Source organism: Billgrantia pellis (assembly GCF_008297955.1).
GTDB lineage: Bacteria > Pseudomonadota > Gammaproteobacteria > Pseudomonadales > Halomonadaceae > Halomonas > Halomonas pellis.
This window is the reverse complement of sequence record NZ_VTPY01000008.1, coordinates 139,721-152,002: the sequence shown is the minus strand read 5'-3', so window position 1 is coordinate 152,002 and position 12,282 is coordinate 139,721. Positions and strand designations below refer to the sequence as shown.

At 61.5% G+C, this 12,282-nt stretch carries 12 protein-coding genes; 3 read left to right on the top strand and 9 right to left on the bottom strand.

From position 1 onward, the window contains the following. Positions 1–41: 41 nt before the first annotated feature. The gene (locus F0A17_RS19310; protein ID WP_149329997.1) at positions 42–956 is read right to left on the bottom strand and encodes a LysR substrate-binding domain-containing protein; all 915 of its coding nucleotides are present in this window, start codon (positions 954–956) and stop codon (positions 42–44) included. A 158-nt stretch (positions 957–1,114) separates the two neighbouring features. Here F0A17_RS19310 and F0A17_RS19305 point away from each other — a divergent pair, with 158 nt between their 5' ends. Together F0A17_RS19305 and F0A17_RS19300 are read left to right on the top strand one after the other, a co-directional pair. Then, positions 1,115–1,774, top strand: a complete 660-nt coding sequence (locus F0A17_RS19305) for a glutathione S-transferase family protein (RefSeq protein WP_149329996.1) — start codon at positions 1,115–1,117, stop codon at positions 1,772–1,774. A gap of 29 nt (positions 1,775–1,803) precedes the next feature. After that, entirely contained in the window at positions 1,804–3,891 is a 2,088-nt protein-coding gene (locus F0A17_RS19300; protein WP_149329995.1) for a 2Fe-2S iron-sulfur cluster-binding protein, read from the top strand. An 8-nt stretch (positions 3,892–3,899) separates the two neighbouring features. On the opposite strand, the gene F0A17_RS19295 is transcribed toward F0A17_RS19300, so the two are convergent. The 8 genes from F0A17_RS19295 to F0A17_RS19255 form a co-directional block, all read right to left on the bottom strand. Continuing rightward, positions 3,900–4,145, bottom strand: a complete 246-nt coding sequence (locus tag F0A17_RS19295) for a hypothetical protein (protein WP_149329994.1) — start codon at positions 4,143–4,145, stop codon at positions 3,900–3,902. An 82-nt stretch (positions 4,146–4,227) separates the two neighbouring features. Further along, positions 4,228–5,247, bottom strand: coding sequence for a LacI family DNA-binding transcriptional regulator (locus F0A17_RS19290; protein ID WP_149329993.1), 1,020 nt, complete (start codon positions 5,245–5,247; stop codon positions 4,228–4,230). A gap of 268 nt (positions 5,248–5,515) precedes the next feature. Then, a complete protein-coding gene (locus tag F0A17_RS19280) occupies positions 5,516–6,448 on the bottom strand; it encodes a beta-keto acid cleavage family enzyme (RefSeq protein WP_149329992.1) in 933 nt (310 codons plus the stop codon). A gap of 25 nt (positions 6,449–6,473) precedes the next feature. Continuing rightward, positions 6,474–7,409 (bottom strand): 3-hydroxyacyl-CoA dehydrogenase, encoded by a 936-nt coding sequence (locus F0A17_RS19275; protein ID WP_149329991.1) that lies wholly within the window; start codon positions 7,407–7,409, stop codon positions 6,474–6,476. An 18-nt stretch (positions 7,410–7,427) separates the two neighbouring features. After that, positions 7,428–8,201 (bottom strand): SDR family oxidoreductase, encoded by a 774-nt coding sequence (locus F0A17_RS19270; protein ID WP_149329990.1) that lies wholly within the window; start codon positions 8,199–8,201, stop codon positions 7,428–7,430. A 31-nt stretch (positions 8,202–8,232) separates the two neighbouring features. After that, positions 8,233–9,501, bottom strand: coding sequence for a TRAP transporter large permease (locus F0A17_RS19265; RefSeq protein WP_149329989.1), 1,269 nt, complete (start codon positions 9,499–9,501; stop codon positions 8,233–8,235). A 2-nt stretch (positions 9,502–9,503) separates the two neighbouring features. Further along, entirely contained in the window at positions 9,504–10,016 is a 513-nt protein-coding gene (locus tag F0A17_RS19260) for a TRAP transporter small permease (RefSeq protein WP_149329988.1), read from the bottom strand. Between the two features lie 61 nt (positions 10,017–10,077). After that, positions 10,078–11,076, bottom strand: a complete 999-nt coding sequence (locus F0A17_RS19255) for a TRAP transporter substrate-binding protein (RefSeq protein ID WP_149329987.1) — start codon at positions 11,074–11,076, stop codon at positions 10,078–10,080. A 556-nt stretch (positions 11,077–11,632) separates the two neighbouring features. Here F0A17_RS19255 and F0A17_RS19250 point away from each other — a divergent pair. Beyond that, positions 11,633–12,253, top strand: a complete 621-nt coding sequence (locus tag F0A17_RS19250) for a Crp/Fnr family transcriptional regulator (RefSeq protein ID WP_228716973.1) — start codon at positions 11,633–11,635, stop codon at positions 12,251–12,253. The last annotated feature ends 29 nt before the right edge of the window (positions 12,254–12,282 follow it).

The following is a 12,282-nucleotide window of genomic DNA, read 5'->3' as shown; positions in this document are numbered from 1 at the left end:
TATAAAAGGAACATCGCTTTGTCAACTGTCGAGTGCCTGGGTCAGGAGCTCACCTGGCTAGGATTAAGTATCGCCGAGGCTCTCAAACGCTGCGCTGCCAGATCGAGGAAGGTGCGTATCTTGGCGACGGCGCCGCGGCCTTCGCTGTGCACCAGGTGAATGGGTAACGGCGGGGGTTCGTAGGCTTCCAGCACGGCCTCTAGCCGTCCTGCTTCGAGATCCGCCCCGACTTGGTAGGAAAGCACCCGGGTGATGCCCCAGCCGTTGCGTACGGCCTCGATACAGGCCGCGATACTGCTGACCGTCGCTCGGGGGTGGATACGTACCACTTGATCGTAGTCGCTACCGAAGCGCCACTCCTTGTTGGCGCTCAGTGTCGTGGTGGCGAGAATGCGATGCGCCGTTAAGTCTTCCAGGGTAGTGGGCGTGCCATGCCGGGCGAGATAGTCGGGCGCTGCGCAGACCACTCGGCGCACGCTCCCCGCCCTGATGGCGGAAAGGCCGGAGGAGGGCAGTGGGCCGATGCGCACCGCGATGTCGAAACCCTCCTCAATGATGTTGACCACGCGATCCACCATTACGATTTCCGCGCGCATTTCCGGATAGCGGTCGAGATATTCCAGCAGGATCGGCATGACGTGGATGCGGCCGAACTCATTGGGGCAGTTGATACGCAGCAGCCCGGTGGGGTGTGCCGCCGCACCGCTGACGGCATCGTCGGCCGCCTGCAGTTCCTGGAGGATGCGCCGCGTGTCTTCCAGGTAGCGCGTTCCGATCTCCGTCAGACGAACTCGCCGCGTGGTACGCGTGAAGAGGCGAACCCCGAGCCGTGCTTCCAGCGCATTGATGCCACGGGTCACCGAGGGGGCGCTCAGGCCGATGGCGCGCCCTCCGGCGGCAAAGCTGCCGGCATCGGCCACGGCGACGAAGACTTGCAGGGTCTGGAGGCGGTCCATGAAGGGATTTCCGATCGGCGTCGATTGGTGACATTTGATGGAATAATGAATTGCAAATCACGAGGATTCTAGTGAAAAGGCGCAAAGATTAGTCTGGTGACGTTCCGCCGTCGTGGCTCTTCACGACACGTCATGCCATTGCCAGCAGGAGTCTTGCGATGCCAACGCCCACTACCGTAAATGCGCGCTTTCCACGTGACGCCGCACCGATCCGCCTGTTTCGCAACCCCAAGTCCGGCCATTGCCATCGCGTCGAACTGATGCTTGCGCTGCTCGAGCTGCCCTATGAGACGGTCGATGTCGATATGGCCAACGGCGCGCACAAGTCGGCCAAGTTCCTAAAAATCAGCCCGTTCGGCCAGGTGCCCGCGATCGAGGACAACGGCGAGTTTCTCAGCGATTCCAACGCCATTCTGGTTTATCTGGCCCGGCGGTATGACGCGCACGACCGCTGGCTGCCCACGGAGCCGCTCGCGGCCGCGCAGGTACAGCGCTGGTTGTCCGTCGCCGCTGGCGAGATTGCCGCGGGGCCCTGTGCCGCTCGCCTGGTAACGCTCTTCAACGTGCCGCTGGATCACGAGCAGGCGATTGCCCGCGCGCATGCGCTCTTCTCGGTCATGGAAAAACACCTCGGCGGGCAAGAATACCTGGCCGGGAGCGCGATCACCCTGGCGGACGTGGCGGGCTACAGCTATATCGCCCACGCCCCGGAGGGTGGGGTCAGCCTGAAGGAATATCCGGCCATTCTCGCCTGGCTCGAGCGCATCGAGGCGCAGCCCGGTTTCGTCGGCATGGTGCGCAGCCCGGCACTGGCCTGACCGAACGGCGACGACTGGAGGAAAACCCCATGACAGCGAACCGGCAGGTTTTTCATGAAGGCGAGCGCAGGGTACAGCAGCGTGCCGGCGTGCCTGACGCCTATGTGCAGCGGGTGTCTGCCTTCGTACGTGCTGCAATGCCCGATCAGCACGTCGAGTTCTTTAACACGCTGCCGGTGCTGTTTATGGGGGCGCTGGACCGGCAGGGCTGGCCGTGGGCGGCGGTGACCTTCGGTGCCCCGGGGCAGCTGTGTACGGCGACGCCCAGCGAACTGCTGATTCGCCAAGTGCCACCGCTGGCGGATGCCCTGGAGCTTTCACTGGAGCCCGGGGCAAGGCTGGGGCTGCTTGGGCTCGAGATGACCAGCCGTCGCCGTAATCGGTTGAATGGCACGGTGCGTTCCCGTGATGCCAAGGGCATACGGGTCTCGGTCGATCAGAGTTTCGGCAACTGCCCACAGTACATACAGCTGCGCGAGGTGGACTGGCAGGCGGGGCAGGATGCGCCTCCCATTGCCCGGCAGGTATCGATCGCCTCCCGTGCCAGCCGGGCCATGCTGGTCCAGGCCGATACCTTCTTCATCGCCACCCGGGCAGGCGAACTGGGGGATTCCCACCATGGCGTGGATATCTCCCATCGCGGTGGCAAGCCGGGTTTCTTGCACTTGAACGCGGACGGAAGCCTGTCGTTTCCGGATTTTCGGGGGAATCGTTTCTTCAATACCTTGGGCAACATCGAGCAGGACCCGCGGGTCAGCCTTTTCATTCCCGACTTCGAGACCGGGCAAGCCCTGGTGCTGCAAGGCCGCGGGCGGATCGACTGGGACCCTCGGCGCGCGTCGCTGGTCGAGGGGGCCGAGCGCATCGTGGATGTCGTGCCGGAGCAGGTCTGGTATGTCGAAAACGCCCTGCCCACGCGAGGGCGGCTGATCGAGCGCTCTCCCTCGCTGGCGCAGACGGGCAACTGGCCCAAGGAGGCGCCCGGGAACGCCTACCGCCGCCTGCGGATTGCCGACAAGGTCAGGGAGAGTGACGTCATTACCTCTTTCTATCTCGAGCCACTGGCCACGGATGACCTTCCGCTGGTGCCCTATACGGCCGGGCAGTTTCTCACCGTGCGCCTTGCCTCCCGGGCCGGGCATTCGCCATCGGGGCAGGCCAAGCTGACGCGCAGTTACAGCCTCTCCGCCGCATGGCATGAGCGGGCGTCGCGTTACCGGATCTCGGTCAAGCGCGAAGAGTACGGAACGGTCTCCCGCCTCCTGCATGACGAGTACACGGTGGGGGATGTGCTCGAGGCGCTACCGCCGGCGGGAGACTTCACGCTGCGCGAGCGCTCGAATGCCATCGTGTTGGTGTCGTCCGGCGTGGGCATCACCCCGATGATCGCCATGCTGGAAACCATCGTGCAGCGTGCCGACGCCGGAGAGGCGCCGCCTGATGAGGTGTTCTTTATCCACAGCGCGCGCACCGGACGGGAACAGGCCTTCGCGGAGGTGCTGAAGGCGTGGGCTGACAGGTATCCCTGGCTGCGCCTGCATATCGTCTACACGCGCCCCACGCCGGAGGATGTATTGGGCAAGACGTATCATTCGCGAGGACGATTGACGCTGGCATCGCTCTCGGCCTGGTTGCCGGACATGACCCGCAGCCAGGTCTACCTCTGTGGGTCGGAGGGGTTCATGCGAGCACAGTATGCGGCATTGCTGGCGCTCGGTATGCCCCGTGAGTACCTGCACCATGAGTTCTTCGGGCGCGGTTCGCTTGAGTCCACCGAGGCGCAGGCACTGGCCGCGGCTGCGCAGCAAGCGTTGCCTTCGCATGCCCGGGTCACGTTTATATCGGCCTCCACGAGACAGGATGAATCACACCTGGCGCAGGCCGTCGTCGAATGGACGCCAACGCAAGGCACCTTGCTGGATCTGGCCGAGCAGGCAGGGCTTGCGCCGTTGTCCAGCTGCCGGGTAGGGCGTTGTGGGAGCTGCGCGCTGCGCCTGGTGTCCGGTGAGGTGCACTACCCCGTGCCGCCGCTGGCGGCGGCCGCGGAAGGCGAGGTGCTGCTGTGCTGCGCGGTTCCCGCCGCTGAAGCGCCCCTGGTCATAACGTTGGCCGGGTAGATGTCGCCTCAAGCGAACTCGGAATCGTCGGTCCTGACGGTAACGCCGCCTTCCTCGCCGGGCACCATGACCATGAACTCGCCGTTGCCAAGGTAGGTTACGTCGTGGCCATCGTGGGTACGTAAGGCGGATGTGCCTTGAACGGCGCCCTCATGCTGCACTTCGCTGAGCTCGCGGGGGTTGACGAACATATCGATCATGTACTCGCGGCCTTGTTCGTCGAAGGCCATCACGGTTCTTTCATGCCGGGTCATCGCACAGTCCTCCCTAGAGTCGTCACCGTAATCCATAGCAGTACGCTGGCGGCCTGGCGAGCCAGGCCGCGCTCTGGTCCTTTCATCGCCGGGGATCGCTCTGGCGCCTCGTGCTGTTACGTAGTATTGGCGTAACGGGCAGCGTGATGTGCTCCGGCGGCGTGCCTGGCTGGGCGATCTGTTCCAGCAGCAACTCGGTGGCACGCATGACCATGGTGTCCACGGGCTGTTGCAGAGTGGTAAGGGAGTGGCTCGGCCAGGAGGCCATGGGGACGTCGTCAAACCCGATGATCGAAACGTCCTCAGGAATCTTCATGCAGTATTCGTGGCGGAGGATCTCCATGGCAGCGATAGCCATGAGGTCGTTAGCCGCGAAGAGGGCGTCGGGAGGATGCGAATCGGCGAACAACCGACGTGTGGCCTGGCAAGCATCCTCGTAGCGGTAATTGCCAACGTCAACTGCATGACATGAGGCTTGCATCGAGGCCAGCCCTTCGAGAAAACCGGAGCGACGCTGCTTCTCGGTCGAGGAGTCAGGCAGCCCTGCCAGATAGGCGATGCGACGATGCCCCAGCGAAGTCAGGTATCTGCCGGCCCAGTATCCGCCCTGGAAGTTGTCGCTGCTGACCTGACTGATGCCCGAGTCGTTGACGGTGCGATTGATAATGACCATGGGAATGCCGAAGTCGGCCACCAGGTGTGCCTGCTGTTCGTTCATGGTGAGGGCTAGCATGAGCACGCCCTCCACCTGGCTTCTGATGATGTCGTCGAGTACCGCATCGAAGTCGCCACTCGATGGAGCGAAGAACAGCAGCAGATGGTAGCCCTGTTGCTGAAAGAAGCGTGAGGCCTGCTCCAGCATGGAGCTGTAGAAAGGGTTCTGCAGACTATACGTCACCACGGCGATGGTGCGGCTCGAGCGGGTAATGAGCGAGCGGGCTATCGTATTCGGTCGATAGCCCAGCTCGCGGGAGGCGTCCATTACCTTCTTGCGTGTCCTCTCCGAGACCTTGGCGTTAGGAGAGAAGGTGCGGCTGACAGCGGATTGCGAGACGCCGGCCAGCTTGGCGACATCGCGTGAGGTAACGGATTTTCTTTTCATCGATTCTCGTAGCGTCGAGTTGGCTGGGTAGTGTCTAGGATGTCGGCTCGATCCGCTCCAGGGAGCGATACTTGGCGATCTCTTCACATAGACGCGGCTGTTGTCCAGCGCCGACCGGGCTTTCTCGTCGGTGATCCCTGACTTGGGCGGGCATCCACGACACAGTCATGCTGAAGGGCTGCCTTCGCCTACGGTGATCGGATCATTGTCGCCGCGCAGCACCGCACCCGGCCAAACGGTGACCTCACGTTTCAAATAGATCTTTGCCTTAGAAGCCGACCTTGTCGGCGCCTTTCAGCTGCAACATGTCACGTGCTTCATCGGGGGTCGCAATCTCTAAGGAGAGACCTTCGAGAATGTCACGTACTTTGGCCACCTGGCTGGCATTGCTCTCGGCTAGCTTGCCCGGTGCGAGCCACAGGGAATCCTCTAGGCCCACTCGGACATGGCCGCCCATGGCTGCGGACTGCGCGGCAATGCGCATCTGGTTGCTGCCGGCACCGAGCACTGACCATTCGTAAGCATCGCCAAACAGCCGGTCGGCGGTGCGGCGCATGTGCACCACGTCCTCCGGATGGGGGCCGATCCCACCGAGGATGCCGAACACGCTCTGCACGAACACACGCCCACCTACGATACCGCGATCCATCAGATTGCGAAGGTTGTAGAGATGGCCGATGTCGTAGCATTCGCATTCGAAGCGGGTACCGTTCTTGGCCCCGAGGGTCATGGCCGTTTCGATGTCGGCGAACGTGTTTTTGAACACCAGGTCGCGGCTGTTCTCGAGGTGGGCACGCTCCCACTCGTGCTGGAAGCTATCGTAGCGGTTTAGCATGGGGAACAGGCCGAAGTTGATCGAGCCCATGTTCATCGAGGCGAGCTCCGGCTTGAACTCCATGGCCGGCCGCATGCGCTCCTCCACGGTCATGTGCGGGCTGCCCCCGGTCGTGAGGTTGATGATCGCGTCGGTCGAGGCCTTGAGGCGGGGGAGGAAACGCTCGAAGACGGCGGGATCCTGGGTGGGCTTGCCGTTGTTCGGATCGCGGGCGTGGAGATGCAAGATGGCGGCACCCGCCTCGGCGGCGGCGATGCCGGCCTCGGCGATCTCTTCCGGCGTGACCGGCAGGTGCGGGGACATGGAGGGAGTGTGGATAGCGCCGGTCACGGCGCAGGTGATAATGACTTTGCGTTGGGTAGCCATGGGAATCTCTCTGAGTGGATTGAATTCAGGAAGAGAAAAAAGTGCGCTGATGGGCCATCAGCGCCATGAGCCGGCGATCGCGCCAGGCTTGGCGCTCGGCGAGATCGGAGGAGGGGAGCCGCTCGCGGCGCTCCCGATCCAGGGCGGTCAGCGTCGCCTCATCCCAGGGATCGTCGTCACCGCGTTGACGGTCGACGTCGCGGTACAGGGGGCCGTAGCGTTGGCCGTAGTCGACCACGCCCGATGGCGCATTAAGGTCGATGGTCTCGAAGGGCCCCATGAAAGACCAGCGCAGCCCCAGCCCGTGCCTGACGGTCTTGTCCAGGTCCTCGGCGGAGACGTAGCCATCGCGAAACAGGCGCAGCGCCTCGTTGAGCAGGGCACCTTGCAGGCGGTTGAGGATAAACCCCTGAATCTCCTTGCGAACCAGGATCGGTACCTGTTGGGCCTGATGCATGGTGTGCACGGTGCGGCTCACGGCCGCCTCCGAGGTGAACGGTGTGGGGGCAACCTCAACCAGCGGGATCAGGTAGGGCGGGTTGACCGGATGGGCGACCAGGCAGCGTTCCGGGTGGCGCAGGTGATCGGTAAAGCGCGAGGCCGCGATGCCCGAGGTGGAACTGGCCAGCACGCTATCTTCGGCCACTACCCCCTCCAGGGCGGAATAGATGCGCCGCTTGGCCTCGGTATTCTCTGGGCCGCATTCCTGAACGTACACTGCGCCTGCCATGGCCTGCGCTAGATCGCTCTCCGTCTGGATAAGCGCCAGAGTGGCTTCCATGTCCTCAATCAGGTCGGCCTGCTTTAGATCAACGAGCGACTGGCGGATGGCCTCGCGGGCCTTATCCAAGGCACCGGCGTCTACATCGTAGAGGGAAACGGCCATGCCGGCCCGGGCGAAGACGATGGCCCAAGCGCGGCCGATCAGGCCGGCGCCGACGATACCTATCTTGGTTGACATGGAGCACTCCTATTCCGGTCACAGGGACTCGACATTGGCGCATACGCTCAGCGCCTGCCCCGAGATGTTGGCGCCGCCCGGAGCGGACAGGAACAACGCCATGGCCGCGATATCAGTAGGCTCGACCATGCGTCGCATGGAAACCTTGGCGAGGTTTTCCTGCTCCATTTCGGCATAGCTTATCCCGCGTTTGGCGGCGCGATCCTCGATGACCTTCTCGATGCGCGGTCCTCGCACGATGCCGGGCAGAATGGCATTGACCCGCACCCCTTCGGGGCCGAGCTCACAGGCGAGGCTCTTGGTCAAGCCCACCACGCCCCACTTGCTGGCGGCGTAGGGGGTGCGGTAGGCGAAGCCCAGGCGGCCGGCCACCGAGGCCAGGTTGAGCAGCAGCCCCTGGCTGTCACGCAGCAGCGGTGCGGCGCGGTGGGCGACCCGATACTGGCCGTTGAGGTTGATGTCGATGGTGTGGGCCCAGGTCTTGTCGTCGATTTCGTCGATGCCGGCGGTGGGACCGGCGATGCCGGCGTTATTCACCACCACGTCGAGCCCACCCAGGCGGACAGCCTCCTGAAAGAGCCGTACGACGTCCGCTTCCCGGCTGACATCGGCGACGGTGTGAGTGATGCCGTCGGGCAACACAGCCAATGCCTGGGTATCGATATCGCAGACATGCACGCGAGCGCCCGCTTCCTGGAAGGCCCGGGCGATGGCTAAACCGATGCCATTGGCGCCGGCGGTGACCAGCACGCGGAGACCTGGGCGTGGCGACAGGCTTTCTACGACACTCATGGGTTCTCTCCTTGAAAGGCTTGAAAAGGACTTACAGCGAAGGCAGCCAAGTGGACAGGAAGGGCAGCAGGCTGATGATCAACAGGTTGATCATCACGATGCCTACGAAGGGCAGGACGGCCCAAGTGAGGCGCGCGATACCGATGTGAGTGATCTGCGAGGCCACGAAAAGATTGAGGCCGACCGGTGGGGTGAACATACCCATGGCCAGGTTCACCACCATAATGATGCCGAAGTGAACGGGGTCGAAGCCGAAGCTGACGGCGATGGGCAGCAGGATCGGCACGAAGATCAAAATGGCGGCGGCGGCTTCGATGAACATACCGGCAAACAACAGCAAGAGGTTGGCCAGGACGATGAACAGCAGCGGGCTGTCGATCGCCGAGATCACGAATTGCGAGATCATGTCCGGCACCCTCAGCCTTTGCAGAATACGGCCGTAGAGCCCAGCGGCGCCGATGATGCTTAGCACCACGGCCGTGGTGACCGCGGCCTGCTTGAAGATGTCGACCAGGCTGGCCAGCTTGATTTCCCGATAGATCACGAATCCCACCAGGAAAGAGTAGGCGACCGCGATGACCGCAGCTTCGGTGGGGGTGAAGACGCCGCCGTAGATGCCGCCGAGGATGATGACCGGCATGAGAATGGCCAAGATGGCCTTGCGTCCTGCCTGGAATACCTCTTTCCAGGTACTCTTTTCGTTGCCGCCCAGGCCATTGGCCTTGGCGAAAAAATAGGCGAAGACCAGCAAGGTCAAGGTGACGAGAATGCCGGGCAGAATGCCGGCGATGAACATGTCGCCCACGGAGACATTGGCCGCGATGCCATACAGAATCAGCGGGATACTGGGTGGAATAATCACGCCAAGAGCCCCGGAGGCGGCTTGGTTGGCAGCTGCGTAGCTGCCGGGGTAACCCTTGGTTAGCATGGCAGGAATCAGAATGGAACCGATCGCCGCGGTGGTGGCGGCACCTGAGCCTGAAATGGCCGCGAAGAACAGCGAAGTGACGATAGCCACCATCGCCAGGCCTCCCGTCATGCTGCCGACCAGGGTATTGGAGAAGTCGACCAGGCGCTGTGAAATGCCGCCTCCCTGCATCAGATAGCCCGCCAGAATGAAGAAGGGAATCGCCATGAGCGGGAACGAATTCACCGAGGCGATGAGTTGCTGGGCAATGACCAGCATCGGCATCAGATCGCCATGCCAGACGGTGACGGCGGAGGCCAGGCCAAGCGAGAAGGCGATGGGAACACCAACGATGAACAGTGAGATCAACAGCAGGAACAGAAGCAGGGCCATGATCAGCTCGCCTCCTGTTTCGGGACGGGCGGCTTGCCGAGCGCTTCATCGAGCAGCAGCCCCAGGCTATTGACCAGGATGACGATGCCGCCAGCGGGTACCGCCAGGTAAGGCCACATCATCGAGATTCGGGTGCTGGGTGCGGTCTGGCGAGAGACGCGCTCCACCAAATCAAGACCGTACTTGACCATGATGAAGGCGAAGAGAGCCGAGCAGAGGATGATGGCGATGCGCAGCAGGCAGGCGAACTTGCTGCCGGCATACTCCAGCACGATGTCCACCGAGATCAGCGTTCCCTTGCGGTAGGCGTAGCCGGCCCCGACGAAGGTGAGCCAGAGCATGGCGAAACGGGCGATCTCGTCGGAGAAGAACAACGGTTTGCCTACCACGAATCGGGCGAAGACTTGCCAGAAAATGAGCACGGTCATCACCAGCAGGAGTGCGGCCAGTCCCCAGCCTATCAATCGGTTGAACTGGTCGATGGCCCTGTTGGCCAGGGATAGGTATGTTTTCATGGCTGCCTCATGCGTCAGCGTCGCACCCGCAGAGGCCTCGCCGCCTGCGGGTGACGGGAGCTCAGTACTCGAAGTTGATGGCAGCGTCGACCAGGTCTTCACCGACGATGGGGCCCCATTCGTCGATGACGGGACGTACCGCTTCGCGGAAGGGTTCCAGGTCGGGGTGGGTCACCGTCATACCCAGCTCTTCGAGCTCCCCGAGGTAGCGTTGCTCGAGTTCTTGGCTGGCTTCTCGCTGAACGGGCAGAGCGATCTGGGCCGCTTCCATGATGATGGCCTGGTCCTCTTCACTGAAAGAATTGAAGAGATCCAGGCTCATCATCAGCGGCGCCGGCGAGTAGACGTGCTGGGTCATGTTCAGGTAGTCCTGAACCTCGTAGAAGTTGACGTCGTAGATGGTGGCTAGAGGATTCTCCTGGCTGTCCATCACGCCCTGCTGGAGTGCAGTGTACACTTCGGTCCAAGCCATGGGTGTGGCATTGGCGCCCAGCGCTTCCCACGTGTCGACCTGGACCCGACTCTCCTGTGTACGATGATTGATGCCTTCCAGGTCGCCGGGATGCTCAAGTGGGCGCACCGAGTTGGTGTTGTGGCGAAAGCCGTTCTCCATCCACGCCAGGAACTTGACGTTCATCTGCTCTTCAGCCAACTGGGCCAGCTGTTCGCCGTGTTCGCTATCCAGAAAGGCGTAGGCGTGTTCGTGGTTTTCGAAAATGTAGGGCAGGTCGAAAAGCAGGAACTGATCGACAAAGCCGCCCATCGGGCCAGTGGAGGCGATGCCGGCATCGATGATACCGAATCCCATGCTTTCTATGACCTCACGCTCGGCACCTAGGGCATTGTCGTAATGGGGTTCGATCGTCAGGCGACCATCAGAAAGACGTTCCAGCTCCTCTCCGAACTTGAGCACCCCGATACCTTGTTGAGATTCAGGGCCAAGGGGAAGGCTCACGTCGATGATTTGCTCGGCTTGTGCCAAGGCTCCTGCGGAGACAGCGAATCCAACTGACGTGGCGATGGTGGTAAGCGTGAATTTCCCGAGCTGCAATTCTTTCATGGTGACTCCTGAGTTCGTTGCCAACAAATCGTTGACCGTCTTGTCCTTGTTCCATCGACTCGTACCATCGAAACGGATGGCGGAAGCCGTTTGTCGAGGTCGTACAGCGCATGCATAGAACTTTGTAGAGTTCTATGCATACGTATGCAAGCATATGGGTTGAATCGCTTCAATATTCCGTTTCTAACTCGATGATAAAAAAGAAAATATACTTTGGTAGTAGGTTTGGTTACGTATTCATTTTTATGTCGAATCACTCGACGCATGCCGTCGGTGGGCTATCCTCAATGAGTCGTGCTTTCCCCGCAGCTGACGGAGGGTCTTGATGGCTTGACAGATAGCCTTGAGCTTGGGGGAATGGCACTGACGGCGAATTAAACGACCAATATTTGGATAAGCAACTATCGAGGAGGCTTGGAGGTGGTACTGTATGGAGCCACTGTCGAAGGGGAAGTGCGTGGAGAATCTTTCTCATGTGCAAAATCATTTGCTGGCTGCTCTACCAGGGGAGGTCAAGCAACGGCTAGCCTCGCTCCTTGAGCCGGTGCACTTATCCTTGGGCCAGGTACTGCACGAGGCGGGCGGTGCGCTGAGCCATGTCTATTTTCCCATCGACTCCATCGTATCGCTGCTCTACGTGACCGAGAGCGGAGCATCTGCGGAGATCGCTGTAGTAGGTAACGAAGGTCTGGTGGGTATCGCCGTCTTTATGGGCGGAGAAAGCACCACCAGCCGGGCGATCGTACAGGGCGCTGGCCATGCACTGCGGTTGCCGGTGAGTCAGCTCAAGAAGGAGTTCAATCGTCATGGGGAAATGCTTCACTTGCTGTTGTGCTATACCCAGGCACTGATCACGCAAATGGCACAAACGGCGGTATGCAACCGTCACCACTCGATCGATCAGCAGCTGTGTCGCTGGCTGCTGCTATCCCTGGACCGGCTGCCAGGCAACCAGCTGGACATGACCCAGGAACTGATCGCCAACATGCTGGGGGTGCGTCGCGAGGGGGTCACCGAGGCGGCCGGCAAGCTGCACAAGCTGGGTGTGATCAAATATCGACGCGGGCACATTACAGTACTCGACAGGGCTCGATTGGAGCAGCTCAGCTGCGAGTGTTACGCCGTGGTCAAGAAGGAGAGCGATCGCCTAATGCCTTATAGCAGGGTCACGCCCTGATCCAAGCAACGTTTCCGGCGAAAATGGCG

Excerpts from the sequence above, each read along its gene's own strand:
- F0A17_RS19310 (WP_149329997.1), bottom strand. The coding sequence starts at position 956 with ATGGACCGCCTCCAGACCCTGCAAGTCTTCGTCGCCGTGGCCGATGCC.
- F0A17_RS19305 (WP_149329996.1), top strand. The coding sequence starts at position 1,115 with ATGCCAACGCCCACTACCGTAAATGCGCGCTTTCCACGTGACGCCGCA.
- F0A17_RS19300 (WP_149329995.1), top strand. The coding sequence starts at position 1,804 with ATGACAGCGAACCGGCAGGTTTTTCATGAAGGCGAGCGCAGGGTACAG.
- F0A17_RS19295 (WP_149329994.1), bottom strand. The coding sequence starts at position 4,145 with ATGACCCGGCATGAAAGAACCGTGATGGCCTTCGACGAACAAGGCCGC.
- F0A17_RS19290 (WP_149329993.1), bottom strand. The coding sequence starts at position 5,247 with ATGAAAAGAAAATCCGTTACCTCACGCGATGTCGCCAAGCTGGCCGGC.
- F0A17_RS19280 (WP_149329992.1), bottom strand. The coding sequence starts at position 6,448 with ATGGCTACCCAACGCAAAGTCATTATCACCTGCGCCGTGACCGGCGCT.
- F0A17_RS19275 (WP_149329991.1), bottom strand. The coding sequence starts at position 7,409 with ATGTCAACCAAGATAGGTATCGTCGGCGCCGGCCTGATCGGCCGCGCT.
- F0A17_RS19270 (WP_149329990.1), bottom strand. The coding sequence starts at position 8,201 with ATGAGTGTCGTAGAAAGCCTGTCGCCACGCCCAGGTCTCCGCGTGCTG.
- F0A17_RS19265 (WP_149329989.1), bottom strand. The coding sequence starts at position 9,501 with ATGGCCCTGCTTCTGTTCCTGCTGTTGATCTCACTGTTCATCGTTGGT.
- F0A17_RS19260 (WP_149329988.1), bottom strand. The coding sequence starts at position 10,016 with ATGAAAACATACCTATCCCTGGCCAACAGGGCCATCGACCAGTTCAAC.
- F0A17_RS19255 (WP_149329987.1), bottom strand. The coding sequence starts at position 11,076 with ATGAAAGAATTGCAGCTCGGGAAATTCACGCTTACCACCATCGCCACG.